The following is a 25,991-nucleotide window of genomic DNA, read 5'->3' as shown; positions in this document are numbered from 1 at the left end:
CCTTGTATGCGGGTGCTGTCGTCGACCCGGCGCATCGACGCGAAGGTTTCCTGATGAAACCGTGGGCGTCGTGGTTTCCGGCGGATCAGATACGGGCGGGATGCGCCATCCGGGCGTTGTCGACATGCTTCGTAGAACAGTCGAACCAGGCCGGATGCGAGTCGCCGGGATGGTACAGTGGCCGCACAACCGTCACAAGAAGTCACCGCCGCGTGAGCAGGTCACGTCGCGGTGACCGCATTCATTCCCGTGAAAGACACTCAGGCATTGCCGACATCCTCCGCCGACGATCCGCTCGCGTTCGACCAGCCGTGCCCGATCCGCGACGTGCTCGACCGGATCGGCGACCAGTGGAGCTTGCTCGTGCTCGAGGCGCTCGCCGATGGAACCTTGCGCTTCAATGAGCTCGGCCGTGCGATCGGCGACATTTCGAGGCAGATGCTGTCGCGCACGCTCAAGCGGCTGGAGCAGGACGGCTTCGTCAGCCGCACGCTGTTCGCCGAAGTGCCGCCTCGCGTCGAATATGCGCTGACCGCGCTTGGCCGGTCGTTTCTCGTGCCCATGCGTACGCTGATCCAGTGGGCGGACGAGAACCATCGCGCGATCTGCGACGCGCGCCGTCACACGCGTGAGCGCGACGGCGACGTGCGTTAGCGGCAATTCCGGGGGCCGCGCGTTCGACCGGCGTGTCCGGTCATGCTCGGCATTCTGCGCGGGCCACGCAGACTGGTTTCGTCATCCGAACGTTTTGCGCGGCGCGCGGGCGCCGGCTCGATCGACGTTGCCGTTTCGCGTGGTTCTTGCCTGCGGCCTGTCGGCGGGCTGGGCGACGCGAGCGCGCGGCTTCACAGCTAGCGCCAATACCCGTCGACGTACACCCATGCCGGCCCCTGCCGTCGCCAGTAGCCGGGAATCCAGCGATGTCCGGGGCGTCGCGCGATCCAGCGGCCGGGGACCCATCTATATTGCCCGCCTTGCCAGCGCCAGTAGCCGTCCGTCCAGAGATAGCCGTGCGCCCGTGGCGGCGGCGGGCGGCGGTCATGACGCAGCGGCGGCGGCGCGACGCTCGGGCGGTTGTCGTAGGGCGGGCCGCCGGGCACGCGGTGGGGGCCGGACGGCCGGTAGACGGGCGGAGCGGGCTGGGCCGAGGCGGCGCGCAGCCATGCGGTGGCGCCGGCAAAGGCGGCAGTCAGTCCGAGGGCGCGCAACAACGAGCGTCGATTCATCGTGTGTCCTGTTCTGCTGTCGGGTTCGTCACACCTTAGCCTGTCTGCGCAACGGCCGGGTTACGCGTCCGGTCAAGGCTGTTACGGCGTGTCACGGCTGCAGCGATCTGCCCGATGACGCCGCGGGTCGAGGACGGGCGGAATCACCGGCGTCGCCGGCCATTCATCGGAAGTTTGCCGTCCGTGCGCCCGTTCCGGCCGCCGGAAGCTCAATATTCGAGACTGATTCAGGTAAAAATTACCGAATTTGTGTCATTTGTACGATTCTGCTTGTTGTTTCTATGCAACCGTCAAGACGGTGACACGGACGATTGTTGGGATGAATGCAACCAAAAAACCCCTGTCAAGACGCCAAAAAGAATAGTCAAAACAAATACTTATGACGCATCCCCATTTTCATTATTTCTATTTATGGAAAAGCTTATTTCTTTATTTGCGAATGGCGGCCCTAGGGTACACCCCTAAACTCACGGTTCCCAAACGGGCAACTATCCGGACGCAGCCTGCAGGACCGATGGCGTTTCCGGGCGGTTGCAGACCGTTTATGAACAAGGTCGCGAGACCTGCCTCTTTTTATAGAAGGGAGCTCCACGAATGAACAAGACTCTGATCGTTGCAGCAGCTGCAGCATCGTTCGCAACCGTCGCTCACGCGCAAAGCAGCGTCACGCTGTACGGCGTGCTGGACGCAGGCATCACCTACAAGAGCAACGTCAGCAACGCTGCCGGCAATGGCAAGTCGCTGTTTTCGATGGGCAGCGGCATTGACCAAAGCCGCTTCGGCCTGCGTGGTTCGGAAGACCTCGGTGGCGGCCTGAAGGCAATCTTCACGTTGGAAAGCGGCTTCGGCATCGGCGACGGCAAGTTCCGCAACAACAACGGCATGTTCAACCGTCAGGCGTTCGTTGGCCTGTCGAGCCAGTACGGCACGGTCACGCTGGGCAAGCAGTATGACGCAGTTCAAGACTACCTGGCACCGCTGACCGCAACGGGCAGCTGGGGTGGCACGTACTTCGCGCACGTCGGCAACGTCGACCGCCTGAGCACGAACGGCGACGTTTCGCTGAACAACACCGTCAAGTTCACGAGCGCAAACTACGCTGGCCTGCAATTCGGCGGCACGTACTCGTTCTCGAACGACACGAACTTCGGCAACAACCGTGCATACAGCGCGGGTGTGTCGTACCAGTTCCAAGGCCTGAAGCTGGGTGCAGCGTACGCGCAAGCGAACAACGCAGGTGGCAACAAGACCGGTGCAGTTAGCGCGACGGAATTCGACGCGTTCGGCAACGCGATCGGCACCGGCGGCCGTACCCGTTCGTACGGCGTTGCTGCTGCGTACGCATTTGGCCCGGCACAAGTCGGTGCAGCATGGACGCAAGCGCGTCTCGACAACCAAGCTGATGGCTCGCCGTCGGTTCGCTTCGACAACTACGAAGTCAACGCAAAGTACAACCTGACGCCGGCTCTCGGCCTGGGTGCTGCTTACACGTACACGAACGCGAAGGCCGCCGGCGCGAGCACGCACTGGAACCAGTTCGGTCTGCAAGCTGACTACGCACTGTCGAAGCGCACCGACGTGTACGCACAGGCTGTGTACCAGCGTGCGGCGAAGAACGCAGGCGGCGCGTCGATCTACAGCGGCGACAGCGTGGCAGCGAGCACGTCGATCAACCAAACCGCAGCAACGGTTGGTCTGCGTCACCGCTTCTAAGCGTGACAGCTGGGTAACCAGCTCTGAAAAAGGCGCCTTCGGGCGCCTTTTTTTCGTCCGTTGACCCGGATAGAAAAAAGCGAGGCATCCAGTCAGGATGCCTCGCTTTTCCATTTGCGGCAGGCGGCGAAGCCGCCGCCTCAACGCGTGTATTCGCCGTTGGCCTCCGGCTGGAACACGATTTCCACGACCTTCATCAGCTTTTCCGTGCCGCTCGGCTGCATCACCTTCACCAGTTGGCCGCGTTGCGAGCCCAGCAGCGCCATGCCGACCGGCGAAAAGACGTTCAGGCGCCCTTGCTCGAGATTGGCTTCCTCCGGATAAACAATCGTCCAGGTCGTCTTCTCGTGGCTCGTCTCGTCGAGCAGCGTGATCTGCGAGTTCATCGTGACGACGTTCGCCTTGATGGCGTCGGGCTGGACGATGTCGGCGCGTTCGAGCAATGCGTCGAGCATCGCCTGGAAGCGCGGGTTGTGTTCGGCATGCTTCTCGAGGCGTGCGACGTCGAGTTCGGTCAGCTGATAAAGGCGTTGTTTCATGGCAGTTCTCCAAATGATCGGCAGGGGCAGGCGGGGCTTACCTACGTGGATCGCCCGGAGCCTGTCTGACTTGGCTCCGGGAGGAGGCTGGCTGGTCAGATCAAGCGCCGGGCAGGGGCGAGCGGAGCCTGGGCCGCGCGTCGAGCGAGGGGATGCGCCGGGTTGCCGGCGAACGCGCGCACGCCGTCCGGACGGGACGGCGAAACAACGGAAAGCAGGCGTGCGCGCATGGTGGTGAGGATTCGTCAGTCGTATAAGACCTTACGATTGTACAACACCCCGGAAAGCCGTTGATCGACATGTCAGCGATTTGTCAGGGATTGTTGTCGGAATGGCGTAAGTGGGTGGGATTAAACCGCTTGGTGGCGTCCGATAGTTGTCAAAAACGCAACACAGTATGTTCAAGCTAAGGGTTTCCCCTCGGTCATCCGGCGACTAGACTGATCTCAATCGCTTCAGACAACCCTGCCGGAAGCGACGTGAAAAACAGAACGCACTCGGAGGTAAGTCATTATGAAGTCGATCATCTACGCAGCGATTGCCGCTTCCGTCCTCGCCACCCCGATCGCGTCGTTCGCGCAGTCGGAGCAGGGCTTGACCCGCGACCAGGTCAAGGCGGAACTCGTCCAGCTCGAGCAGAACGGGTACAAGCCCCAGGCTGCCGATTCGCAGTATCCGGCCAACATCCAGGCCGCCGAGCAGCGGATCCAGCCGAGCCAGCCGCTGCTCGCGCACGCCGATACGAGCGGCTACGGCGCCGTGGCGATCGGCGCAGCCCAGTCGGGCCGCCCGATGCGGGAAGCGCCGAATCCTGTGAATTCGGTCTACTTCGGCAACTGAATTGAACAGCCCGGGTCTGCCCGCACGCATCCAATACCGCCGAGCGGCGCGCGCCTGACGCGCGCATCGCTCGCACGCAGGAGCAGAACCTCCGTCGCCGCATTCCGGCGGCTTTCCCGCCCAGACGCTCGCGCGTTTGGGCCTTTTTTGCTGGGAGCGCCGTCAGACGGACGTGACGGCCGGGGTTCCGTGAATGTAGTGCTCGAGCTGGCTGATCGTGAACTGCTGGTCGGCAATCACGCTCTTGACGAGGTCGCCGATCGAGATGAGGCCGATCAGCTTGCCGTCGTCGAGGACAGGCAGGTGGCGCATCCGGTGCTCGGTCATCAGCGCCATGCATTCGTCGCTGGATTGCGAGGGTTCGACGTAGCGGACCTTCGCGGTCATGATCTCCTCGACGCGCGTGGCCTTCGACGAGCGGTCCTGCAGCACGATCTTGCGCGCGTAGTCGCGCTCGGTGACGATGCCGGATATGTCGTCGCCATCCATGACCAGCAGCGCGCCGATGCCTTTTTCAGCCATCAGCTTGATGGCGTCGTAGACGAGGTCGGTTTTCCTGACGGTGTAGATGGTGCGGCCGGAATCCGGCTTGGCCTTGAGAATCTGCGCGACAGTCGTGCTCATACGCTTTCTCCGTGTGCAGGACAATGCAGGGAAGGCTGGGCGTGATGCGCGGCACCCGATTGGTCCAGTATAGCCGGGTGCGCGGCAGCGGCGCGTGACAGATTGCAGATTAGCGGTAAACTGCCGTCACGTGCCATCCAGAAAATTCCTATATTCCTGATCGTTCGATTGATTTCATGATGTCTTCGCGTCCCCAATCGCCCACGCAGGGCAATGACCGGGCCGACGAGTGCGTGACGCTCGTGGCAACCGCGTCGCTGCCCACGCGCTACGGCACGTTCACGTCGTATGCCTTCCGTGTCGCAGGTAGCGACGCCGAACATCTCGCGCTCGTCATGGGCGATGTTGCCGGCGAGCAGTCCGTGCTGACGCGGCTGCATTCCGAATGCCTGACCGGCGATGTGTTCGGCTCGTATCGCTGCGACTGCGGCGAGCAGCTCGATCTCGCGTTGCGCTACATCGCCGCGGAAGATCGCGGCGTGCTGCTGTACCTGCGCGGCCACGAAGGGCGCGGCATCGGCCTGAGCAACAAGATCCGCGCGTATGCGCTGCAGGAGCAGGGGCGGGATACCGTCGAGGCGAATCTCGACCTCGGCCTGCCCGACGACGCGCGCGAATACGATTCCGCCGCCGCGATCCTGCGTATCCTCGGCGTGACCTCGGTGCGCCTGATGAGCAACAATCCGAAGAAATTCGACACGCTCGTGAAGCACGGCATCCCCGTATGCGAGCGGGTCGCGCTGGCGGTGCCGGTGCGCGAGGAAAACGAGCGCTATATCCGCACCAAGCAGGCCAAGTTTGGCCACTACTTCGAGGAAAACGAGTGACGGAAACAAGGGGCCCTGCAGGGCCCCTTGTTTTATAAGGGTGTTGAGCCGGAAACCCCCGTGAATAAAGGCTGAGAGCGGAAAGTTGCGTTTTCAACTAGCCTCATCGTCACTTGACGAAACACGGTAAAACTTGGCACTCTGGCGTAGGATTTTTACTGGTCGGGCAAAAAAGTTACGCTTTCCGACTGGTTATCGAAGAAAACTTACGCCTACTTCCAATGAGATTCGACGCACGTACCGCGAGCAAGCTGCCCGCGGGCCAACACCTGACCTTTGACGGCTTCCCAGGCCTGCGCCTGCAGGCGAGCGAAAGCCGTCGCTCGTGGATCTACCGATACAAGTCGCCTATAGACGACCGCATGCGTCAGGTGAAGCTGGGTGAGTGGCCGACGATGGGATTTCCTTCGGCGATCGCCGAGTGGGAGCAGAAACGTTCGGCGCGGGATGGCGGGGTCGATCCTGCGGCCGAGAAAAGGGAAAAACGCCAGTCCGTCGCGACGACGCGTGCCATCGATGCCTATACGGTCAAGCAGGTGTGCTTCGATTACATGGGGGGCTATCTCGAGCCGAATCGTAAAGAGAAGGGTGTGCTCGAGGTGCGCCGCATGTTTAAGGCGATGCTGACGCCGATTGCCAGTCTGCCGGCAGCATCGATTACGCGCGCACAGGCTTTCGAATTCCTCGACGCGTATCGCGCAACGCCTGCGCTTGCAGCCCGGTTACGTATGGAGCTGGGTGGTGCCTGGGACTATGCAATGGACGCTGGCCGGCTGCCTGATGGCACGCCGAACTGGTGGCGCATGATTCTGCGTGGCAAGCTGCGCAGCAAGGGCCGCGTGATCGATGGCGTTGCGATGGGCACGAAAAAGCGCGTGCTGAGCGAGGAAGAAACCGGAACGTTGCTGCGTTGGATGCCGAATTTTAGCCTAACGGTTTCGGACGCAATTGCCCTTTACCTTTGGACCGGCGCCCGCGGCGGCGAGATCATTTCCATGGAGAAGCACGAAATCGCTGAAGAGGGTGACGGACTCTGGTGGACTGTGCCGAAGGAAAAGACGAAGAACTCGTGGCGTTCGAATGCTGGCGACCTGCGTGTGCCACTCATCGGTCGGGCAGAAGCGGTGGTTCGGCGACGCCTCGATCAAGCCGTCAACGGCTATCTATTTCCGACGTCGACTGGCGAAATGATGAAGCAGACCGTGATTAAGGCGGGCGTCTATTACCATCAACCATACTGCAAGCAGGCGCCGAAGCATGAGCGTCCTCGGCTAGCCGTAACGCATTGGTCGCCACATGACCTTCGTCGAACTACGCGGACCTTCCTCGCTGCGCTTGGTTGTCCGCACGACGTTGCCGAGGCTGTACTTGGCCATATACCGCCAGGCGTGGCCGGCGTATACAACCGGCACCATTACGACCGTGAGCGGCGCGAATGGCTCGCGCGCCTATCGCTGTTCCTTGAAGAGCTCGCGCTCCGTTATCCGAAGAAGTAGCTTTTCTGCGTCGATTGCTGTGGCCGGTGTTGGGCGGCGGAGCGAGGTCTGAGACAGGGCAGCCTTCAGCCCATGTTTCAATCTCGCGCGTCAGCCAAGCCACGCGGCGATCCGACAAAATGCGAGGCTTCGGGAATTTTTTCTCTCGCACAAGTTTCTGAATGGTCGCTTCGGAGAGCGTCACCGCCTCTGCTACGGCGAGCAGGTCAAGATAGATTGGTTTCATATTTGTTTGTTTTCCTAATGCATGGCCCTTGCTGTCATCGCCGCCAGCTCGTCGGCCGGCGCTGCTGCGACGATCGGCGCGCGCAGGTTCCAGAGGAACGCGCAGAAATTCGCCACGTCGCACGGGTCACCTTTCTCCACGTGCTCGCGAAGCATCCGCGACAGTGCTGCCGGCGGGCATAGCTCCCAGCCGCCGCGCCCCTTCGCGCGGGCGCCCGCCAGTTTCGATTTCATCTCGGCCGCGAAGCGATCGACGGCTAGGTCGTCGGAATGGATCGGCGCTGCTGCGGGCTGCTCGACACGGGATGCGGCGCGACGATTCCACTCGCGAAGAGCTGCGCTCCGTCCGGGCATTTCCTCGTCATCGCTATCCTGAATGCCTATGGGGCCGCGCATTCCGCAAGCCTCGCCCGCATTCACGATGCTGTTGCACTGGACAAAGCAGGCAGTGTAATCAAGGCGTTCGACGAAAACATCGGTGCCCCCACGGAACGGGCACGGCAGCGAGTCCGTCAGCGCATCAGCGCGGCTCTTTTCATATTCGGTGGTCATGGCATTGTCCTCGCAATTAGCTGTTGGTGTTCTCGATGCCGAGAACCCATCGGAGTGCGTCTGCGCGTTCGCCTGAGCACTTCGAGAGTTCGTCCGCGATCTGCTTCCGAGTTTTCATCCGAGCCGACGAATCGCCCATCACCTCACGCTGAGCGCGGGCGCGTTCGTGGCCTTGCTTCGTGTCCGCCGCGGTGACCAGTTCGCGGACCTTGGTGCGCTGGACGTCCGGCTTCATTCGCGCCAGCCTCGTTGCGTGTGCGACGGGCACCTTGCCGGCGTCGACGGCTTTCTGTACGTCGGCGCAGCAGTCGAGCAGGGCAAGCGTTGACCGCACGGTCGCGACTTTGCAGCCGAACAAAATCGCGACTTCTTCCTCGGTGTGATGCCCGAGTTGGCGCGCCATCTTCGCCGCGCGCGTCATCGGCGTCTCCTGCTGGCGGATAGCGTTTTCGCTGGCGATTGCGGCCGACAGCTTCTTGCTTCGGTCTTTCGGTGCGATGCGGCGGACGAAGGCGGGGATTAACCAAGGTTTTTCGCCGCGCTCGCGTCGTCGGCGATTCGCCTCGCGGCAGTTCTTCACGCGCTGGCGGCCGGTCACCACTTCGGTGGCGCCCGTCTCGGGGTTCTTCGTGACTTCGATCGGTTGGATGATTCCCTGAAAGTCGATGTTGCGAACCATCGCCTCGTCCAGTGGTAAGTGAACGCGCTCGTCATACAGCGGATGCGTTTCGTCGGTCACGAGTGTCAGGTCATCCGGATCGAAGTCGAGCAGGTTGCCTTTTCCTTTTGCGCCGTAGGCGTCAACTGAATTCTTCGCCATATTATTTGTCTGCCTTGGTGGTGGGCTGATGTGCCTGTACGATCATCGGCCGCACGTTGCCGGTCTTGAGGTTGATGAACGCACCGCACCAGGTCAGGCGCGCATGCCGGAAAAACTCCCACAGAATCGCGAGCCCTTGCGTCACGACAGCCTGGTTGATGAACAGCTCTTGCCGCTCGAGCGCTTCGGCGAGGCTGCAGCTCGGGGTGTCGTCTTCGGGGATCGAGGTGTCGACCAGCTCGGGCAGCACGTCGTACGGCCAGCGCAGCGGCGTGCTATCCGCGGTTGCGGTGTTTCCTGAAGCGGAAGGCGACGCGCCTAAAATTACCTGGCCGTCGCTCGCGCGGTTGCCGAGATCCATCACGTAGCCGCCCGTTTTTTTCAAGGACGGCGCGAGCTTTGCCCGTGCCGCTGCACTGTCGACGCACATCACGACAAGGTCCGGGGCTCCACGTACGATCGCGTCGGCGCCGGCATGTACCGGTCGGCCGCACCAGTCGAGCCCGAAGAACGCGTTGAGGCGATGCACGAGCACTACGCTTTTGCGCTGGCCGACGTCGGCCGGGCTGAACATTTGCCGGCCGACATTCGCGGCGCTGATGGTGTCCGCGTCAAACGCGGTCACGTGCAGGCCCGGGTGGCCGAGCTCGACGAGTGCATGATTGAGGCGCGCCAGCCCGGTCAGCATTTGCGAGCCGGTGCCGCCACAACCGATCAACGCGACCGTTACGCGTCGATCGCTGAGAAAGCGTGCCGGTGTCTTGTGTTGGGTCATACCGTCCTCCACCAGGGCGCACCGACGTCGCGCCCGATCAGTGCGGCGCATTCGGTGATCGCGCGGCGCGTGGCGCGCTCGCGCTCCACCTGCTGCGCACCGACGTCGTATCGCGCATCGATGTCGTCGTGGATGAAGTGGCGGAATGCGCCTGCGCCAGCATGTGCGGTCACGTAATCGGCGAAATGCGTCACGTCGATGCGCGCTGCGCTCGACAGTTCGAACGCATCGGCGCGCGAGCCGATCGAATCAAACGCACGCCATGCCGCCGTTGTGTGCGGTCTGACGTGGATCGCGGTGAGGTCGCGTACCGTGTGGCGCTTCGATTCCCATCCGGCGGCACGGGCAGCAAGTTCGAGCATGTCGAGTTGGTTCACGCGGCCTTCTCCGTGGACGGGAAAAACGCCTGCACCGGAACGCGCAGCGTGATCATCTTGCCGAGCGCGCACAGGCGGAACGCAACGCTCGGATTGGCCGTGCCAACGCCGCCGATCACGCCAGCGATCTTCACTTCGCCCGCGTCGTCTGCATCGTCGGTCGAGCTGAAGCCTGCCGGGCCGGCGCCGTGGCTGTGCAGATCGAATGCGAGGCTTTCGTCGTCTGCGAGGACCGGGCGATTGATGGTGATCTCGGTCGGCGTGGAGCTGGTCACTTCGACCTCGCGGTACACCAGTTCCTTGCTCGTTTCGTTCCAGACAATCCATGCGGCATGCTCGTTCGGCGCCGCCTCGGCGGCGTCAGTTGCGAACCGGCGGAGGTGCGGTTCGGCGGCGCTAATGCGCCCGAACGCGAATTCGATTTTCGCGTCGACCGAACCATACGGCGGATGCGGGCAGGCACCTTCGATCGGCGCGACCGGTTGAATCAGGTGCAGCCACGGGCGGCGAATCTCGACGAACAGGCCTTCGGCTGCGAGCAGGAATCGGTGGCCGACGTCGAGCAGCGGCGCAAATTCGGCGTGGCGCGGAACAGTGGCGACCGGGGCGCTGTCGAACAGCGCTTCGTCCAGGCCGATGTTCGCGTCGGTGCCGTCGGCGGCGATCGGGCGCGACCGGCCGGCTTGCACTTCGGCCGCGACTGCTTCACTGAAAATCTTGAGTGCGTCGCCGAGCGTGCGCAGCGTGTCGGTCGTTGCTGCTTCGAACGTTGCCTTGATTTCTTCGATTTTGGTGGACATGTGGTTAGCTCCGTTGCGTGAGGCGTTGAATTGCGGACTCGACGGTCAGGTCGACCGCGACCAGTCTTTCGGTGGGAAATTCGGCGCCGTCGAGCAACTGGCGCCAGAGCGTGGAAATGCTGCCGCCCTGAATCAGCTTTGCGGCATTCGGGTGCGTGAAGCGGCTGCGAAAGAATTCCTCTTCGTAGTGCTCGACGTCGGCCGCGTTTGGCTGCTTCGCGATTTCGACGTTGCCAGTGCACACGGAACCGGAGGAATAGACGTTGTAGTACGGCGCCTGAAACAGGGCTGTCCCGCGTTGCGGCCGCGCATTCTCTGCGAGCGCGAATACGTGTCGGCGGTCGCCTTGTGCGATGAACAGCAATGCGGGTTGAAGTGCCGGGCCCGCGCGAGTGCCGAGCGGCGTGTCGGATTTGAACCAGACGTGCCGCACGCCTGCCGGCATCCACCACGCGACAACGCCGGAACCGGCGAAGATCACGCGCTCGTGCACGAAGCCTTGTTGACCGACGTGTTTCGCCGCTGCGGCAGCGAAGGTCGCGAGTTGTCGCTCAGTGACCGGCTCGCCGGCGAGTAGCGTGGGCACGCCGTCGACGACGCGAGCGGCGTGCCGCGTCACATAGACGTGCGTATCTGATTTGTTTCGGTACAGCAGCAGCGCCGAATCCAGTTCGAGGTGTGTGCTGCCTTCGCAGTAGATGTCGACGGTCGTCATACGCGTACCTGTACGGTGACATTTTCGGAGGTGCGAAGCGCGAGCAGGTCGAGCAGGGTTTCGACCGCGCGCGCAAGCTGCGCTGTGTTGCGCATCCGCGCGAACCAGTTGCCGATCTCGCTGCCAGTGAGCGACAACTGGACCGCGCACGAGACATCGAGCGGATCGGCCTGGAGTTCGTTTTCGAGGAAATCGTCGAGGATGCGATCGGTGCCGTCCTGCTGATTCCAGAGGAGGTACAGCGAATAATCGACGGGGCCGCGGCCGGCGTCGCGGCAGTCGACTCGGGCAAATGGCCCCCCGTTGACGATGAGGCGGTGAATTTCGTCGCAGGCGTCGGCGACGGCCGCGGCGGTATCGTCAATTAGAGACGCGTATCCCACGTCGGCAGTGCTCAGCACTTGCTCGGGCTTTACGATCCACTCAGGCGCACCGCGGAAAAACTCGGAACGGCGCGGAACCGAATACTCCGCGAAGAATTTATCCGCGGTCGTTGTTTCGGGATTCACGCCGTAAGTGATCATCAACTCTTCGAGCGCGGCGATTTCGTTCTCGTGACATTGCCAGTACTGGTACTCGGCGATGTAGATCGTCTCGCGCGGCGTACACACGCTCGGCAGGTAGTGGTGGCATGCCTCGTACAGCACGGCGAGCACGGTTTGGCCGAGGCCGGCCATCACGCTTTCGAGATGGTTAATGCCGGCGCTCAGATACCGGCATGGCGCCGATCCTGCTCCTTGGTTGGAGTGAATTGAGAACCATGCGCATTGAGTGCTGCCAGAGGCGTAAGGCGTTGGCGAATAGCGCTCTTCGCTGACGCGCAAATTCCACTCGAAAATTGTGAGCCCGTCGGTGCGGTCCAGCCACTCGCGGGTAATCGCGTGGCGCGCGAGTTCAGTTTCTTCGCGGTGATTGTCAGCATTCGCGGCATCGTCGTCCGTAAGCAACTTGCCACGCATCAGCGCGAGCGCGAGTTCGTGCGCGAAATTGCTGTCGCTGCCGTGATTGGTCCCGGTGACGTACCGCGTCGGCACGCCGGCGGCAATGACCGGGATGGTGAGTGCGGCCGCGATCATGGCAGTAGCGGCATGATGGGCGAGGGCAGGCGCAGGCGCGGAGACGTGTGGTCGGCGTGCTGAGTCACAAGCTCTACGTGGCGGGCGAGTCGGCTGTTGACGTGCTTCGCGCGCGCACGCGGAGTCGCCTCGCCCGCGAACGTGTTTTCGCGCAGGTGCTTTCGAAGTTCGCGCAGCGTCATTTCGGTTGCGGGCAGTAGCGCGCATGCAGCGCATTGATGAACGCGACTTCTTCGTCGAGCAGCGGGCACACGTGCGCAGTGCTGAACCGGTCGAGCTCGGCAAGGTACGCTTGGACGGGGCGCGGAACGATGCAGTCGACAGCACGTATCTCGTCGAGCTTCTTGCGCGCGTCGTCGGAGTTGACATGGTTCACGATCTCGATGCCCGCGATGTAGGTTCGTCCGTCTGCGCTGGTGGACAGTTTGAGTGTGTAGCCGCCGTGCGGCAGGGCGCGATTGCCCTTCGTGCCGACGGCGCGACGGAACGTGTAGACGTTGCGATTGCCTTTGACGACCGGTCCCTCGATCTCCGCGTTCGTGAGCTCGGGATAGGTCTGCGAATAGAAGTCGCGGACCTGGTGGAGCGTGAACGTCGGGGCCGGATCGGCGAGCTTGGCGCCGTTGTACGAGAATTCGCGAGCGAGCGTTTCGATTTTCATTATGTTGTCTCCCGTCGATCAGTACATGTCGACGCCAGCGTCGGCCGCGGCCGGCGGCGTAGCGCTTGCGGGTTCGGCGGCTGCAGGTGCTTCTGCGGCGGGCGTCTCGCTCTCGGCGCCCGGTTGAGCGCCATCGTCGATGCGCAACTGGCGCGGGTCGGCGGCGTTCGTGTTAGCGTTCGCGCCGTCGTCAGCGGGCGGGGTGTTGGCGTCGCCGGCAGTTGCGGACTTCAGCGGTCGCCCGCGTCCGCGTTTCGGTGCCGGGAGTGCCGATTGGTTGCTGCTCGGTGCGGGAAGCGCGGGCGCGGAATCGGCTTGATTCGCAGCGGCGCACGCGCGCGCTTGGTCGAGCAGCGACGTCGCGCCGGGTTCGTACACCTCGACCGCAGCGGCAAACTCCGCATCGAGTTCAGCTGGCGTCGCGACGAGCGACAGCGGCCAGCGCTGCTTTTCGCCTTTGCCGTTCGGCATAGGCGTCACGTTGACGCGCAGGTTTTCAGCGCCTTCCGCAGTGATCAGAATATTGATGCTCGTTGTCTGAGCGAGCGCGTGCAGTGACGTGAACAGGGACATGCGATTACCTCTCAGGTGAAGTCAGGCCGCGAGGCCGTCGTAATTGCGATCGGCGAAATCGGTATCGCCGGGATAGCGGTTCGAGCCGTCGGCTCGGTGCCAGCAAAAAAGGGAGCCGCGCCGGTGTGGAAACCAGTAGCCGGCGCAGTCGCAGCGCATGCGCGTCGTGTTCCGGCGATTCATCCAGCGGTCGACGCGGTAGTTCCTGCGGTTGCAGGTGCGGCATGCCGGCAGGCGCGTGTATCGGTCGGGATGTCGGCGCAGGCATCGACGCGCAGCGCAGTGCGTGCATCGGACGTGGCAGCGAGGCATCGATCAATCCTCCGCATCGCCGGCCTGCAGGCGCTTGATGTCTGCGCGAGTTGCTGCGCGTCTTTGTTCGCGAATTTCGCGGGCTCGCGCCGATGATTCGAGCGACTTGCGCACGCTCTCGCGTTGGATCGCGCTGTCGAAATCGCCGCGCATACGCAGCAATTGCCACTCGACGCGGAGCAGATGGGTTGGCATGTGTGCTTTCTGCATGGCCTGCTCACGCGTCGTAGCTCGCTGCGTCCGAGGCGTCGGGAGCTTCATCGATGTACGTCCACGCGACGCAACCGATGCCGACGGCGAGCCAGAGCAACACGATTTTCCAGAGGGGCATGGGCTTGGGTGCGCGGCTATCCATAGCGCGCCTCAGATTCCGAATGCCGGGGCGATCGCACTGGCGATCAGGTAGAGCGCCGCGAGCGCGACGAGCGGGTGCCAGTCGCGCGCCTGCAGTGAACGCGACTTAAGCCGCATGAATTCGCTGCGCCGGAACAGGATGGTAAGCATCGAAACCTCGCCTCGTAGATGCGCAGCGATAGCGCTGCGGTGAGGCGAATTTAAGCACACTTAATTTCGAACGACAACGAAAATTTAGCGTGCTTAAGTTGACGCGAAATCTAGACTACGGGCATACTGTATATCCATACAGTATCGAAAGCGTTTTGTAGAAAAAGACTGAGGGTGCGCGTCGATGAATTTGGACGAACAGATGGGAGAGGGCCGTATCAATCCAGGGGATCTGGCCGTGATTAGCCGATGTGCCAACAAGGCGCACATCGGGCTTGTGGTGCGGGTAATGGGAGTGCACGGGACGCCCGAATACGATTGGGACGTCGAGTTGCTAGGGATGCCCGTGAAGGGCTACGCGGCCAGGCATGACCGCGTGGGGGTGTTCAGGTGCGCGGCGGTTTTCGATTGGAATCTGAGTCGTCTGGCGGAGTCGGCGCATTCAAGTCAAGCAGATCGCCGCGAGCTCGCTCATGCATAGCGAGCACGGCCTTTAGCGGAGCGTGTACGGCAGTGACGGCCAGTTCCGTCATGCCAAGCGCGATCGCCTTCTTGAGGTCGGCATAAAACGCCTGCGCTTCTAGCGGCAGGTCGTCTTGGGCATCCTTCATCGGCCCGCGCTTCTCCCAAAGCCAGTCGGAGCGAACGCGGAGAAACCGCGCAACGCGAAATACCGGCGCGGCCTTCAAGTTCTCAACGTTCACTTTGCCGCTCGTCCACTGCGAGACGGCTGACGGAGAAACTCCCGCCTTAGCGGCGATTTCCTTGTCGTCAATCGACGCCCCCAGTTCCGCCTCGCGAAGCGTCTTGGCGTACCGGAGTCGTCCTACGAAGGTGTCTAGGTCGTTCATTTCAGCAGGCTAAACCTTGACGAGTAAGAGCACTTCACTTTTGAAATTAAGTGTGCTTAAATTCCGTCCATGGAAAACGACCTGCGCATCGCGTACGCGAGCGAAATCATCGATCGATTGGGCGGGACCGGGGCTGTCGCTGATCTCTTCGAGATCGATGACGCGGCCGTGTCTCAGTGGCGGCGGAACGGTATCCCGAAGCCAAGGATGCAGTTCATTTCTGTTGCACGGCCGGACGTGCTCGTTGGCCTAGGGCCGTGCGATCGCTCGGATCGGAGTGGCGTAGCCGGGAACGTGTCACGCAATCGTGCACGCATTCAGTCGGAGTCGCGTCGCAGGTCCGTCGCATAAATGCCGCAAACGAGCGTGAGGTCTTCGCCTCGTTCACGGCGCGCTGGATCGCGTCGCGCATGTGTCGTTTGAGTTGTGGCTTCGGGGTCGCTGTTGCGTGCTGAATTCTGAATTTCTGCATTTTCATGATGGTGCTCCGTTTGGCGATGGGGCAATTCTCTCGAAAACGCTGGCACGTTAACAGGATGAAATTCGGTGAAATTCAAGGGGAAATTGTGACTCACCAAAACAGCCAAACGGCTTGGATCGACGTGCTCTACGCGTCGGTCCTGAAGACACCGGGAAAGGTAGAGGATGCCGCCCGCTATTTGACGGATCGGCGCGGCATCCGAATTACCGGCGAATCACTCCGTCTCAGGTTGCGCGAAGCTTGCGACACTCGACTTTCCGGGGAAATGTTCGAGCTTCTGGTCGAGTGGATGCTCGACAAAAACCAGCCACATGCGCTCGACGCGGTGCATGCGTTTAATGCGCGATTCGGCCTCATTTCGGCGGAGACGCCGACTGCAACGGGGACCGACACCGTGCGTGCACTGCTCGACTCGGCGCTCACGGTGAGCGCGAAGGCGGGCAGCCTTGCTGAAGATGTTCGGCGTGCGTCGGACGATGGCGTGATCGATCGACGCGAAGCCGAGGCAATCGAGCGATCCGGCCGAGCTGCACAACAGCAGATCGAGCAAACGATCGCCATTGCAAAGAATGCGGCGAACAGTTCGCGTCGCCGTCGCGGTTCGTAATCAGTAAATTCCCGGAGGTTTTCCAAATGGGCGCACACGACCCATTGGATGCGCACGCCCGTACGTCGGCGCCCGAAGCCGAACAAAGCATCCTCGGCGCGCTGTTGCTCGATAACGGAGCGCTTGAGGAAATAGCGGGCATCGTCTCCGAGGTGGATTTCACTATCGCCGAGCATGCGCTTGTGTTCAAAGCAATTCGCGAGCTCATTCAGCGTGGCGCGATCGCGGACGTTGTGACGGTGTTTGAGCGGCTGCATTCCATTGATGCAAGGGTCGATCAGCCGCTCGCATTCTTGAATGACCTGGTGCACGCAACGCCTAGCGCAGCTGGTGTCCGGCATTACGCGGAGATTGTTCGCAACCGCTCGATTTCGAGGCGGATGCTGCGCGTGTCTGAACGCCTGCGCGATGCCGTTTTGAAGCCCGGTGGCAAATCGCCCGTTGAACTGTTGGATCTTGTGCAGGGCGAGCTGCTAAAGATCGCGGATACGAGTAGTTCGGCCGATGACGAATTTCGCCCGATCTCGGCTGCGCTGACGTCCGTGATTCAGCAAATCGACGAGCGTTATCACGCAGGCGGCGCTGCGCAAATCGGCGGAACCGCAACAGGATTTGTCGACCTCGATCGCCATACCGACGGGATGCACGGTGGTGAGCTAATCATCGTTGCCGGTCGCCCCTCAATGGGGAAAACCTCGTACGCGATGAACATCGCCGAGCACGTAGCAGTCGAATTGCGAATGCCTGTTGCGGTGCTGTCGTTGGAAATGCCGGACGAACAGCTGGCGACACGGATGCTAGCCGGCACGTCTCGCATTAATCAGCACAAGCTGCGAACGGCGAGTCTCCGCGACGACGACTGGTCGAGATTGACGCACGGAACGCAGGTCTTGGTTGACGCGCCAGTTTATGTGCTCGATAGCTCATCGATCACCCCATTGCAGTTCAAGGCAAAGCTCCGTCGCCTGCAGAGGCAAATTGGCAGCAAGCTCGGCTTGATCATCGTCGATTATCTGCAGTTGATGTCCGGGGACGGCGCATCGGGCGAAAACCGGACCACCGAGGTATCGCAGATATCGCGTGAGTTGAAAAAGACGGCTAAGGAATTCGACGCGCCTGTAATTGCGCTGTCGCAGCTAAATCGCGGGCTCGAGCAGCGACCGAACAAGCGACCGATGATGTCCGATCTTCGCGAGTCGGGTGCGATCGAGCAGGACGCTGACGTTATTCAGTTCATTTACCGAGACGAGGTGTACAACCCGGACAGCGCGGACCGGGGAACCGCAGAGCTAATTATCGCGAAGCAACGGAATGGGCCACTTGCTACGGTGAGATTGGCATTCCGAAATGAATTAGCAAGATTCGAGAATTTTGCAGAACCTACAGGGGAATATTGATGGCGGGAGTGCCAACATCGTTTACTTGGCGACGCGCGATGACTGCGAGCGACCTGCCGAGCACGACAAAGCTCGTATTGTTCGTCATTGCAGAGTACGCCAGTTCGATTGACGACACGTGCTGGCCGTCGATCGATCAGATTGCAGATCGCGCGACGCTTTCGACGCGGGCCGTCACGAAGCACCTCGATGTGGCAGAGGCCGAGGGCTGGATTAGGCGGTGGAAGTCGCGGAAAAGTGGGCGGAAGTGGGCGCACGGCCACTACCGTCTTACGGTGCCGGGGGATGTTGCCCGGCGTGCACGCGATGATCTTAGCCTCGACATTGCGGGCGTACAGGCGGACGAATCGGAACGACGTTCTGGTAACTCCGGGCAGTTTGATGAACTACGTTCCGAAGATGCTCAAAAAGTAGGCAATTCGGGACCACGTTCCGGTAACTCGGGTGAGTTGCTGGAACGTGGTTCACTAGATGCTCACGGATTAGGCAATTCGGCGGGGGAATCGGGGAGTTACAGGAACCACGTTCCAACTAACAACCCAATGAATAGAAATTACGAAGCGTTATCTCTCTCTCAAACGACGTCGGTATACCTGGGGGGCGAGGGTACGGGCAGAGAGGAAGATCGTCAAGAGGCAGTGGCAAAGCTTGCGGCATGGATGGCGCGTCGGCTTCACGACAGCGATCCGGGTGCGGCCGCGCCGAACCTCGTTGAATGGGCTGCCGTTGTCGACGAAATGCTGACTGACGGATTCGAAGAGTCTCAGATCGTAAAGCTGTGGACGTGGGCATTGCAGGACGGCTTTTGGCGCACGGTGATTCTCGATCCGGCTCGGCTGAAAAAGCACTGGGAGCAGCTGCGCACGAAGCGAAATCATGCGTTGGCGCGTCAACACGATCCGACGAAACAGCGGGCGCAGGACGATCGACGCTGTGCGCACGTTGGCGAAAACGGTGAGCGGTGTAGCAACGCGGCGACATCCATTCTCGGAGCGGGCTCGGCGCGCCGCGGCTACTGCCGGCTGCACGTCGGCCTTTACGAAAATTGATGCGGGGGATACATGTCGATTGAGAAGCGATTGGAAAATTGGGCCCGCGCGCAGCGGAACGGTGGCGGTGGCGACAGTGGCGGCGATTCGCTTGTCGCGAATATCTACTTTCCGTCAGTGGGCGGTCGTGCGATCGACTCGACCATCGATCTTGAGGATGCGAACAGGGTAGAGGTCGCGGTGCGCAAGGTGATGCCGCTCGACCGAAAGCTACTGCAGATGCATTACGTGTGGAGCAAGCCGCCTTTCGTGATCTGCCGGCGTCTTGGCCTTAAGGTGCGGCCGACGTCGATCTTCGATTTCGCGCTCACGCATGCCAAGCGCGCCGTTGATGAGAAGCTGAAAGTGCCGGCGCCTCGGTATGTGTCGATGCAGGCGGTGATCGACAAGTTGACGGAAGGTGTTGCGGAATCGAAATAGCTGTTCTACACTTCGTTCCACAATTTGATCCGGTGAGTTTTACCGAGTGCGTGCGGCCTTTGCCGGACCGTCGCTCGCCCGGAAGAATCACGAAGCCTCGACTGCGAAAGCGTCGGGGCTTTTTGCATTGGGCTCGCCGATGCGCGATGTCCGAGGGGGGACCATGAAACGACTCTACGCGCGCCTGGTGTTGTGGCTGGTACAGCCCGCGCTCGAACTTCGAAGCAACGAACGGGCACCGACCGTGGCGCAACTCGACGCGCTGTCGGCGCGAATCGACAACGAGCGCGCTGCGCGTCAAATCGCCGATGCGGCCTTGTCGGCGAAATTCGCAGCACAATCTCGCGAGTTATGAATGCCGAAGAAAGCGCCAACATCATGCCGGCACTTCGGATGTGGTCGACTGCTCGACGAGCCGGGTTACTGCGAAGAGCATGCGCGCGAGTCGATCGGATGGCAGTCCGATCGTGAGCGCGGCAATCGTCATCAACGTGGATACGGCGCGCGGTGGGACAAGCTGCGAAAGACGATTCTCAAGCGTGACAACGGGATGTGCCAGCCGTGCAAGCGTGCCGGTCGGTTGCGTGCAGCGAGCATGGTCGACCACAAGGTGAACAAGGCGAGCGGCGGGACCGACGACGAGTCGAATCTCGAGGCGATCTGTCGCGCGTGCCATCAGTTGAAGACCGGCCGCGAGTCGCACGGCGGTCCCAAGGGCTAGGCCCGGCGCTCGCGAGACATCTTCGCGCATCTTCGGCGATTTCACGATTTTTCTGCCCGCCTTCCCGGTGCACCGCCATGGTGCGGGCGGGGGGTGTTTTTCTTGGGCCGAAACCAGCCGGGACCGCCCGTTCAGGGCCAGATTTTCGGCGAGCACTTTTCAGAGAGGGGGGGGTTAAAGAATCTCACCCATAGAGAGGCTAAAACGAGTCGTGACTCGTTTCGAGTCTCGATTACAACGGGAGCGCCTCATGGGGCCGATTGATTCGAATGTGACGCCCGGCGCGGGCGTCGAACCTTCTACCGCCTCGAATCGTGTCGGAAAGCGAATCGAGTCGCCGTCACCGCCGCCCGGCGTGCACTTCGAGTCGTCGCATCGCAAGGTGTGGGACTACTTGTGCATGGCACTGCGCGACGAAGGCGTGCCGCACAAGACTGCGGGCGTCGTGCTCGCGATCGTGTGCATTGACTTCGTGCGCTGGGTGAAAGCCGAGCTGCAGCTGCGCGATTTCGAAAAACTCAACAATGGCTCGTTCATGGTGACGACGCCGAACGGCCATGTTCAGCCGCACCAGTTGTACTACGCGGCGAAGGCGCTGAAGGACGGATTGCTGAAATGTCTGCCGGAAGCCTGCCTGACGTTACCGTCGATGCTGATCGCGAAATCCAAGATGGAGCCGGACGATCCGCAGGACGATTTGTTCGATCAAATTCTGGAGCACGCGCAGTCACATCCGAGCGTCTCGCACGCCTGACGCCGGCTGCGCTTGAACGGTGGGACGTTGAATACGGCCTGCCGATGCTGCGCGGCGAGATCGTCGCGGGCGAATTCGAATTTCTCGCGGTGCTTCGGCATTACGAGGATTTGATCGACGCGCCATCGCGCGGCTATGTTTTCAGTCCGTCGCATGCATGGCACTGCATCGACTGGATCGAGACGCAGTTTCAACACATCAAGGGGAAATTGGCGCGGACTCCGCTCAAGCTCGACGCATGGCAGTTGTTCTCGACTGCCGTTCGAATGGGGTGGCGTCGCCGTAGTTCAGGGTTGCGCCGCTTTCGCACGAGCTACGAAGAGGTTGCGCGGAAGAACGGCAAGTCGACGTGGAAGGCGGGCGAAGCCGACTACTTGTTCCTGATGGATCGGGAGATCGGGGCCGAGGTTTACACGATCGCGACGACGCGCGAGCAGGCAATGAGCGTGTTCAAGCCAGCGCTCGAAAATTACAAGCGGCGGGCGAAGCGCTCGCCGCGGTTTTCGCGGTCGGTCAAGATTTACGACGGCACAAACCAGGAGCGCATCGCGGCCGGCGGAGGTGTATTCAAGCCGCTGCCGGCGAACGCCGAATCGCTTGACGGGCTGAATCCGAGCGCGATCGTGGTTGACGAGCTGCACGCGCATCGCACGCGTGAAGTGTGGGATGTGATGGAGTCTGCGCTCGGTGCCCGGGAGCAGCCGTTGATCGGCGCGATTACGACGGCCGGTTACATCCTCGACGGTATCTGTACGGAGATCCGCAGCTATCTCGTGCAGATTTTGCGCGGAGACATCGTCGACGATACGTTTTTCGGCGTGATTTTCACGCTCGACGACGGCGACGATCCGTTCGATCCGGCTGTCTGGCGCAAGGCAAACCCAAGCCTGGGGAGCGCCAAGACGCACGAATATATGGTGGCTCAGGCGACCAAGGCTGCGACGCTACCGAGCGCGAAGGCGAACTATCTCACCAAAGACCTGAATATCTGGGTTAACGGTGCGATGAGCTGGTTCGATATTCGTATCTGGGATCTCGGTGGTGTGCCGTTCGATCCGCGCGAGCTGCGTGGTCGGACGTGCTTCGGCGGCCTCGACCTCTCGAGCACGCGCGACCTGACATCGTTCGCGCTCGTGTTTCCGCCCGACGATCTCGATAGCGGCGAATGGTTTGTGCTCGTGTGGATCTTCTGCCCGCAGGCGAAGGTCGACGAACAGTCGCATAGCGACGCGGCGCCATACGCGAAGTGGAAAGACGCGGGCTGGTTGACGGTAACGGAAGGCAACGTGCTCGACTATGCCGCCGTGCGCAAGACGATCAAGGCTGCATGCAGTGTATTCGACGTGCAGGAGGTTGCGTTTGACGTATGGAACGCGACGCATCTGGCAAACGAGCTGATGGAAGACGACGTGCCGATGGTTCAGGTGCCGCAGAACTTCAGCGGGTTGACGCCCGGATCAAAGCTGCTCGAGCGACTTGTATACAGCAACCGCTTTCGTCATAACGCGAACCCGGTCTATCGGTGGTGCGCAAGCAATGTGTCGCTGCTTCTCGACACGAACGAAAACATTCGGCCGAACAAGAAAACGTCTGAGGGCCGCATCGATCCGATCGTTGCGACCTGTATGGCAATGACGCGCGCGCTTGTTCACCAGCCGGACCCGACGCCGGAAATTATTGTGATATGAGCATCCCGAATAACGCAGGGTCGTCGATCCTAAATGAATGGCGTGCGAAGCGTCAGGCTGAACGCGAGGTGCAGGCGTCGACGGGGAAGTCGATCCCGATCTCGGAAATGGTCGCTGGAACGGAGGGGTACGGGTGGCTAGCGGGCGGATTGCCGCGAGGCCGGTCGGTGAGCGAGCGCAGTGCGATGGCAATCGGTGCCGTGTACGCGTGCGTGAGCTTGATCGGCGGGGCGCTCGGCCAGCTTGTGTTGCAGACCTATACCGTCAACGGTGATCTGTCGACGCCGGTGCGTGGCGACATGTGGCACATGTTGAACGAAGAGATGCATCCGCGGTGGTCGGCGGCGCTCGCGTGGGAATTTTCAGCACAGGCGTTGCTGCTTCGCGGAAATCTGTACATGCGTCTGCATCGACCGTCGATTTTCTCTGCTCAGATTGAGTCGATTGAGCCTCTTCACCCGCTCAACGTCTCGCCGATGCTTCACGACGATCGCCTGATTTATCAAATCGTCAACGTCGACGGCACGACGGAGACGGTGGACCAGGACGACATGATTCACGTGCCCGGCCCGGGGTTCGACGGCCTGCGCGGCATGTCGCAGATCCAGCACGTATTGCGACAGCCGGTCAGCACGGCGCTCGCGTCGAACGAAGTTGCCGAGAACATCCTGACGGACGGCCTGCGGCCTGACATCGTGTTGTCGACGGATGCGAAGGTCGACCGCGATCAGGTCGATTTGATTCGCGAGCAATGGCGCGAGCGATACAGCGGCCTCGACAATTCCAATGCGCCGGTTGTAATCGGTGGTGGATTGAAGGTGTCGCAGATCAGTATGACCGCGGCGGACGCGCAATTGCTGGAGCGCGAAAAACTGTCGGTCGAAGAGGTTGCCCGCATCTTCGGTGTGCCGCCGTACATGGTCGGCCAGCTGGAAAAGCAAACCAGTTTCGGTAACGGGCTGGAGCAACTCGGCACCGGATTCGTTCGGTACACGCTCGGCCGTCACATGACGAAGATCGAGCAGGAATTCAATCGGAAAACGGCGGTTCGCGGGAAATCGAAGGTTGCCTACGACGCGACGCCGTTGTTGCGGGGCGATACGAAATCGCGATACGACGCGTATCGATCGGCGCTCGGCCGGGCCGGCGAACCGGGTTGGATGTCGAAAAACGAAGTGCGGAGGGCGGAAAACCTCCCTCCGGTCGCGGACGGCGACACTCTTTTCAACGGGGCAAAGAATGCAGAACCAGCTACTCAAGCTGCTGAATGACAACCGTGCGGCGCCTCGTAAGTTTGAGGTCCGCAACGATGCGAATGGTGACGCGACAGTCTATCTGTACGACGTGATCGCTGCGGATGACTGGTGGGGAGGAATCTCTGCTGCGTCGTTTGTCCAGCAGCTTGCTGCGATCAGTGCGCCGACCATCCACTTGCGCATCAACTCGCCGGGCGGCGACGTTTTCGAGGCGCGCGCGATGGCGCAGGCGATCCGCGAGCATGCATCGGACATCATCGCGCATGTCGACGGCTACGCGGCGAGCGCTGCAACTTTTCTCGCGATCGCGTGCGAGAAAGTGATTATGGCCGAAGGGTCGATGTTCATGATCCATCGTGGCTCGTGCCTGGCGTGGGGAACTGGTGACGATCTGCGCGCGACGGCTGAATTGCTCGACAAGGTCGACGCGTCGCTCGTCGCATCGTATGCGAAGAAAACGGGGCAATCCGATGAGGACATTATTGCGTGGATGGAGGCAGAAACTTGGTTCTCTGCTGATGAGGCCGTCGAGTTCGGTTTCGCTGATGAGCTTGCCGGCGCGGATGGGCCGGAGAATTCGAGCCGCTGGAATCTATCGGCATACGCGAATCACCCGAAGGCTCGAACCGAGCCCGCGCCGAAGCCTCAACCGCCGAATCCGGCGCCGAATCCGAAACCGGAACCGCCGGCTCCGCAGCAGCGTGAAGTAGTGGATGTCTCCGCGCTGCGCAGGCGTCTCGAACTGAGTTCGTACCTCTGACACTTCCCGCGTCTCAATCCAGGCCGCCTTTACAGGGCGGCTTTTTTATTTCCTACAGGAAACGATATGGCCGTCAATCTCAAGGAACTGCGGGAGCGTCGCGACGCGACCGCGAAAAATCTCAGCGCGCTGATGGACAACCACCAGGGCGACAAGTGGGGTGCTGATCAGCAAAAAGCGTACGACGAAGGCATGGCCGAGATCGAACGCATCACAGCCGAGGTGAAACGGCATGAAGCGCTGATCGCCCAGGTTGCAGCGAACGCGCTCAATGGCGACACGACCGACTACGCCGGCCAACATGTGAAGAATGGTGGCCAAAGCGAAGAATCGCGTGCCATGCGCGCGTACCTGACGGGCGGCATCTCGGCAATGGCGCCGGAAGACATCCAGCGCATGCGCACTCGTCTGAACCCGGACATTCAAAATGCGATGCGCGTGGCGCCGCAAAATGCGATGTCGACGACGACGCCTGCGGAGGGCGGTTATACCGTGGCGACCGAGTATTACTCGCAGCTGACGCAAGCGCTCAAGCAGTTCGGGGGGATTCTGACCGTCGCGTCGCAATTTACCAGCAGCACCGGGGCGTCGATGAACTTCCCGGCAGCCGATGCGACCACCGAAGAGGGCGAAATCGTCGGCCAGAACGCACCGGTCTCGGCTGGCGATACGCAGTTCCAGAACCTCTCGATGGACGTGTTCAAGTACTCGTCGAAGAAGATCGCGGTGCCGTTCGAGCTGCTCCAAGACAGCATGTTCGACATCGAGGGTTACATCAACGGCCTGCTGGCATTGCGTATCGGCCGGATCACGTCGCGCCACTACACGGTCGGCACGGGTGTGAACCAGCCGACCGGTGCCGTAACCGCGTCCAAGGTCGGCAAGGTCGGCGCCGCTGGTACGAACGCAACGGTCGGCTACGACGATTTCGTCGATCTCGAGCATAGCGTCGATCCGGCCTATCGCGCCGGGCAGGCCGTCGGCTGGATGATGCACGACGATTCCCTGAAAGTGGTGCGGAAGATCAAGGACGCACAGGGGCGCCCGATCTTCGTGCCCGGCTACGAGCAAGGCAACCCGGGCGGCGCACCCGACCGTGTGCTCAATCGTCCGGTGACGATCTCGCAGGAAATGCCGACGATGGCGGCCGGCGCGAAATCGATCCTGTTCGGCGACCTGTCGAAATATCTGATTCGCCGCGTGATGGACCTGACGCTGTTCCGCATGGCCGATTCGAATTTCATCCTGAACGGTCAAATCGGCTTCGTCGCGTTCAACCGCCAGGGCGGCAACCTGATCGACGTCGGCGGGGCAGTGAAGGCATACCAGAACGGCGCTGCAGCGTAATTGCC

The 25,991-nt window shown here is 61.4% G+C and carries 31 protein-coding genes and 1 pseudogene; 16 read left to right on the top strand and 16 right to left on the bottom strand.

The window, feature by feature from the left end:
• The first annotated feature begins 267 nt into the window (after positions 1–267).
• Positions 268–654 (top strand): winged helix-turn-helix transcriptional regulator, encoded by a 387-nt coding sequence (locus B7P44_RS27725; protein WP_084909085.1) that lies wholly within the window; start codon positions 268–270, stop codon positions 652–654.
• Between the two features lie 197 nt (positions 655–851).
• On the opposite strand, the gene B7P44_RS27720 is transcribed toward B7P44_RS27725, so the two are convergent.
• Complete coding sequence (locus tag B7P44_RS27720) at positions 852–1,226, bottom strand: YXWGXW repeat-containing protein (RefSeq protein WP_084909084.1); 375 nt, start codon at positions 1,224–1,226, stop codon at positions 852–854.
• A gap of 594 nt (positions 1,227–1,820) precedes the next feature.
• On the opposite strand from B7P44_RS27720, the gene B7P44_RS27715 reads away from it, so the two are divergent.
• Positions 1,821–2,939 (top strand): porin, encoded by a 1,119-nt coding sequence (locus B7P44_RS27715; RefSeq protein WP_084909083.1) that lies wholly within the window; start codon positions 1,821–1,823, stop codon positions 2,937–2,939.
• Positions 2,940–3,079: 140 nt separating this feature from the next.
• On the opposite strand, the gene B7P44_RS27710 is transcribed toward B7P44_RS27715, so the two are convergent.
• A complete protein-coding gene (locus B7P44_RS27710; protein WP_084909082.1) occupies positions 3,080–3,478 on the bottom strand; it encodes a GreA/GreB family elongation factor in 399 nt (132 codons plus the stop codon).
• 513 nt (positions 3,479–3,991) lie between these two features.
• On the opposite strand from B7P44_RS27710, the gene B7P44_RS27705 reads away from it, so the two are divergent.
• Positions 3,992–4,318: a DUF4148 domain-containing protein gene (locus B7P44_RS27705; protein ID WP_084909081.1), complete on the top strand. Its 327-nt coding sequence runs from the start codon at positions 3,992–3,994 to the stop codon at positions 4,316–4,318.
• Positions 4,319–4,480: 162 nt separating this feature from the next.
• Here B7P44_RS27705 and B7P44_RS27700 read toward each other — a convergent pair whose 3' ends face one another.
• Complete coding sequence (locus B7P44_RS27700) at positions 4,481–4,942, bottom strand: CBS domain-containing protein (protein WP_084909080.1); 462 nt, start codon at positions 4,940–4,942, stop codon at positions 4,481–4,483.
• 176 nt (positions 4,943–5,118) lie between these two features.
• Here B7P44_RS27700 and ribA point away from each other — a divergent pair, with 176 nt between their 5' ends.
• Positions 5,119–5,769, top strand: a complete 651-nt coding sequence (gene ribA / locus B7P44_RS27695) for a GTP cyclohydrolase II (protein WP_084909079.1) — start codon at positions 5,119–5,121, stop codon at positions 5,767–5,769.
• Positions 5,770–5,990: 221 nt separating this feature from the next.
• Positions 5,991–7,265 carry a tyrosine-type recombinase/integrase gene (locus B7P44_RS27690; protein ID WP_084909078.1) on the top strand — a complete coding sequence of 425 codons (1,275 nt, stop codon included), beginning with the start codon at positions 5,991–5,993 and terminating at the stop codon, positions 7,263–7,265.
• Positions 7,266–7,347: 82 nt separating this feature from the next.
• On the opposite strand, the pseudogene B7P44_RS37640 reads toward B7P44_RS27690, so the two are convergent.
• From B7P44_RS37640 to B7P44_RS27625, 13 genes and pseudogenes are all read right to left on the bottom strand, one after another.
• A pseudogene (locus B7P44_RS37640) lies at positions 7,348–7,491 on the bottom strand (helix-turn-helix transcriptional regulator); the annotation flags it as partial.
• A gap of 14 nt (positions 7,492–7,505) precedes the next feature.
• Positions 7,506–8,042: a hypothetical protein gene (locus B7P44_RS37635; RefSeq protein WP_088511543.1), complete on the bottom strand. Its 537-nt coding sequence runs from the start codon at positions 8,040–8,042 to the stop codon at positions 7,506–7,508.
• A gap of 16 nt (positions 8,043–8,058) precedes the next feature.
• On the bottom strand, positions 8,059–8,862 hold the full coding sequence (locus B7P44_RS27675; RefSeq protein WP_084909077.1) for a ParB/RepB/Spo0J family partition protein: 804 nt from the start codon (positions 8,860–8,862) through the stop codon (positions 8,059–8,061).
• A gap of 1 nt (position 8,863) precedes the next feature.
• Positions 8,864–9,637, bottom strand: a complete 774-nt coding sequence (locus B7P44_RS27670; protein ID WP_231716727.1) for a PRTRC system ThiF family protein — start codon at positions 9,635–9,637, stop codon at positions 8,864–8,866.
• Positions 9,634–10,014, bottom strand: coding sequence for a hypothetical protein (locus B7P44_RS27665; RefSeq protein ID WP_084909075.1), 381 nt, complete (start codon positions 10,012–10,014; stop codon positions 9,634–9,636). The genes B7P44_RS27670 and B7P44_RS27665 overlap by 4 nt, the downstream gene beginning before the upstream one ends.
• Positions 10,011–10,814, bottom strand: coding sequence for a PRTRC system protein A (locus B7P44_RS27660; RefSeq protein WP_088511542.1), 804 nt, complete (start codon positions 10,812–10,814; stop codon positions 10,011–10,013). The genes B7P44_RS27665 and B7P44_RS27660 overlap by 4 nt, the downstream gene beginning before the upstream one ends.
• Before the next feature lie 4 nt (positions 10,815–10,818).
• The gene (locus tag B7P44_RS27655) at positions 10,819–11,529 is read right to left on the bottom strand and encodes a PRTRC system protein B (RefSeq protein ID WP_084909074.1); all 711 of its coding nucleotides are present in this window, start codon (positions 11,527–11,529) and stop codon (positions 10,819–10,821) included.
• A complete protein-coding gene (locus B7P44_RS27650) occupies positions 11,526–12,605 on the bottom strand; it encodes a PRTRC system protein F (protein ID WP_157721109.1) in 1,080 nt (359 codons plus the stop codon). The genes B7P44_RS27655 and B7P44_RS27650 overlap by 4 nt, the downstream gene beginning before the upstream one ends.
• A gap of 178 nt (positions 12,606–12,783) precedes the next feature.
• Positions 12,784–13,266 (bottom strand): PRTRC system protein C, encoded by a 483-nt coding sequence (locus B7P44_RS27645; RefSeq protein WP_084909072.1) that lies wholly within the window; start codon positions 13,264–13,266, stop codon positions 12,784–12,786.
• 18 nt (positions 13,267–13,284) lie between these two features.
• Positions 13,285–13,839, bottom strand: coding sequence for a PRTRC system protein E (locus B7P44_RS27640; RefSeq protein ID WP_084909071.1), 555 nt, complete (start codon positions 13,837–13,839; stop codon positions 13,285–13,287).
• Between the two features lie 315 nt (positions 13,840–14,154).
• Complete coding sequence (locus tag B7P44_RS27630) at positions 14,155–14,361, bottom strand: hypothetical protein (RefSeq protein WP_084909070.1); 207 nt, start codon at positions 14,359–14,361, stop codon at positions 14,155–14,157.
• Positions 14,362–14,514: 153 nt separating this feature from the next.
• Complete coding sequence (locus B7P44_RS36765) at positions 14,515–14,655, bottom strand: hypothetical protein (protein ID WP_157721108.1); 141 nt, start codon at positions 14,653–14,655, stop codon at positions 14,515–14,517.
• A 386-nt stretch (positions 14,656–15,041) separates the two neighbouring features.
• Positions 15,042–15,506 carry a helix-turn-helix domain-containing protein gene (locus tag B7P44_RS27625; RefSeq protein ID WP_060063693.1) on the bottom strand — a complete coding sequence of 155 codons (465 nt, stop codon included), beginning with the start codon at positions 15,504–15,506 and terminating at the stop codon, positions 15,042–15,044.
• 536 nt (positions 15,507–16,042) lie between these two features.
• Between B7P44_RS27625 and B7P44_RS27615 the strand changes: the two genes are divergently transcribed.
• The 11 genes from B7P44_RS27615 (at position 16,043) to B7P44_RS27565 (ending at position 25,986) form a co-directional block, all read left to right on the top strand.
• Complete coding sequence (locus B7P44_RS27615; protein WP_084910058.1) at positions 16,043–16,594, top strand: phage regulatory CII family protein; 552 nt, start codon at positions 16,043–16,045, stop codon at positions 16,592–16,594.
• 26 nt (positions 16,595–16,620) lie between these two features.
• Positions 16,621–17,991 carry a replicative DNA helicase gene (dnaB, locus tag B7P44_RS27610; protein WP_060025250.1) on the top strand — a complete coding sequence of 457 codons (1,371 nt, stop codon included), beginning with the start codon at positions 16,621–16,623 and terminating at the stop codon, positions 17,989–17,991.
• A 38-nt stretch (positions 17,992–18,029) separates the two neighbouring features.
• Complete coding sequence (locus B7P44_RS27605) at positions 18,030–19,040, top strand: phage replication protein O (RefSeq protein WP_084909068.1); 1,011 nt, start codon at positions 18,030–18,032, stop codon at positions 19,038–19,040.
• A gap of 12 nt (positions 19,041–19,052) precedes the next feature.
• Positions 19,053–19,460, top strand: coding sequence for a hypothetical protein (locus B7P44_RS27600; protein WP_084909067.1), 408 nt, complete (start codon positions 19,053–19,055; stop codon positions 19,458–19,460).
• 163 nt (positions 19,461–19,623) lie between these two features.
• Positions 19,624–19,815 (top strand): hypothetical protein, encoded by a 192-nt coding sequence (locus B7P44_RS27595; protein ID WP_157721107.1) that lies wholly within the window; start codon positions 19,624–19,626, stop codon positions 19,813–19,815.
• On the top strand, positions 19,816–20,181 hold the full coding sequence (locus tag B7P44_RS27590) for an HNH endonuclease (protein WP_084909065.1): 366 nt from the start codon (positions 19,816–19,818) through the stop codon (positions 20,179–20,181). It abuts the gene before it with no gap.
• Positions 20,182–20,431: 250 nt separating this feature from the next.
• Positions 20,432–20,935: a P27 family phage terminase small subunit gene (locus B7P44_RS37630; protein ID WP_231716726.1), complete on the top strand. Its 504-nt coding sequence runs from the start codon at positions 20,432–20,434 to the stop codon at positions 20,933–20,935.
• A 44-nt stretch (positions 20,936–20,979) separates the two neighbouring features.
• A complete protein-coding gene (locus B7P44_RS27580) occupies positions 20,980–22,623 on the top strand; it encodes a terminase large subunit (RefSeq protein WP_060363949.1) in 1,644 nt (547 codons plus the stop codon).
• Positions 22,620–23,894 carry a phage portal protein gene (locus tag B7P44_RS27575; protein WP_084909064.1) on the top strand — a complete coding sequence of 425 codons (1,275 nt, stop codon included), beginning with the start codon at positions 22,620–22,622 and terminating at the stop codon, positions 23,892–23,894. Before B7P44_RS27580 ends, B7P44_RS27575 begins: the two co-directional genes overlap by 4 nt.
• Positions 23,863–24,639 (top strand): head maturation protease, ClpP-related, encoded by a 777-nt coding sequence (locus B7P44_RS27570; RefSeq protein ID WP_084909063.1) that lies wholly within the window; start codon positions 23,863–23,865, stop codon positions 24,637–24,639. Before B7P44_RS27575 ends, B7P44_RS27570 begins: the two co-directional genes overlap by 32 nt.
• A 66-nt stretch (positions 24,640–24,705) precedes the next feature.
• Positions 24,706–25,986, top strand: a complete 1,281-nt coding sequence (locus B7P44_RS27565) for a phage major capsid protein (protein WP_084909062.1) — start codon at positions 24,706–24,708, stop codon at positions 25,984–25,986.
• The last annotated feature ends 5 nt before the right edge of the window (positions 25,987–25,991 follow it).

The organism is Burkholderia ubonensis subsp. mesacidophila (genome assembly GCF_002097715.1).
GTDB classification, from domain to species: Bacteria; Pseudomonadota; Gammaproteobacteria; order Burkholderiales; family Burkholderiaceae; genus Burkholderia; species Burkholderia mesacidophila.
The sequence above is the reverse complement of the archived record's forward strand: the minus strand, read 5'-3'. Positions and strand labels throughout refer to the sequence as shown.